At 37.0% G+C, this 1,104-nt stretch carries 3 protein-coding genes; all 3 read left to right on the top strand.

Going from position 1 to position 1,104, the window contains the following annotated elements:
- Positions 1-263 (top strand): hypothetical protein (locus STRDD11_RS13865; protein WP_206512678.1); only part of this gene is annotated, 263 nt, incomplete at its 5' end.
- Positions 264-349: 86 nt separating this feature from the next.
- Positions 350-772, top strand: coding sequence for a hypothetical protein (locus STRDD11_RS05610; RefSeq protein ID WP_128836158.1), 423 nt, complete (start codon positions 350-352; stop codon positions 770-772).
- A 24-nt stretch (positions 773-796) separates the two neighbouring features.
- Positions 797-1,104 (top strand): hypothetical protein (locus STRDD11_RS13620; protein ID WP_164828396.1); only part of this gene is annotated, 308 nt, incomplete at its 3' end.

The raw sequence follows: 1,104 nt of genomic DNA on the forward strand, positions 1-1,104 counted from the left end.
TCATTGATTTTGTCAAAAGTTATCAGGGAAAGTTAAAGACTGACGGAGATAAAGCCAAGTTTGCGGCTGAGCTAGGCGAACAAATAAAACAGATGGACTTTCGAGCTAAAAATGGCGGAGCAGCTATTGCTTACTCCGGCTGGTTTGGCAATGAAGCTGATGTCCAGTCTCAGATTTTCCGAACGGCCCAAAATATTTCAGAGCATAGCAAAGACAACCGCAAGGTCTTTTTTTATTGCTCAAATTTCCACAAAACTGGATAGAATTTGGGAATCTGTCTTTAAAAACGCTTCCGAAAAGCTCAGAAGTCCGGTATAATATATGAAAAAAATAATAAGGAGGAACCGTCATGGGTTTTGTGAATGAAAGAATTCCAGAAGAATACTGGGATATGTTGAGAGAAAAAGATTTATATAATGAATATACATATTTAGACACTTGGGTATCTGATAAAAAAAATGGAATTTTCCTTCTAATGACTCGTTTTCCAAATCGAGATGATTACTCAGCAGATTACGTATTGCTTTGGCAAAATCAGATAATTAAAATTAATATCATAACAGTCGCAGGAATTTCTTATCCTAAAAAAGATGAAAAAACTGGAAAATTAATTAAAGGACTCAATGCTAAAGTAATCAACCATATTTTTATTCCCGCTGTTTTACAAGAGAAAAAAGAAGAAGTAGTGAAGATAACTAAAGAAGCATTTGCGAACTTAGATTATCGGTATGACGTTGAGTTTCGGTCAATAGCCGAGCCGGAAGTGCGCTGAATATTATAGAGGGAGAGTGAAGAAGTGTATAAAACAAAGGCGGATATTATTAACTGGATTAAAAATTTTGATGGAGTTTTAGAAACAGAAACCGATTTAGCCAAATTTGCGGCTGAGTTGGGAGACCAAGTCAAGCAGATGGATTTTCGAGCTAAAAATGGCGGAGCGGCTATTGCCTATTCCGGCTGGTTTGGCAATGAAGCTGGTGTCCAGTCTCAGATTTTCCGGACGGACCAGAATATATCAGAACATAGCCAAGACAACCGTAAGGTCTTTTTTTTTGCTCAAAATCCCTCAAAACTGGATAGAATTTGGGAATCTGTCTTTAAAAA

Source organism: Streptococcus sp. DD11 (assembly GCF_001578865.1).
In the GTDB taxonomy this organism is placed as follows: Bacteria; Bacillota; Bacilli; order Lactobacillales; family Streptococcaceae; genus Streptococcus; species Streptococcus panodentis.

Excerpts from the sequence above, each read along its gene's own strand:
- STRDD11_RS05610 (WP_128836158.1), top strand. The coding sequence starts at position 350 with ATGGGTTTTGTGAATGAAAGAATTCCAGAAGAATACTGGGATATGTTG.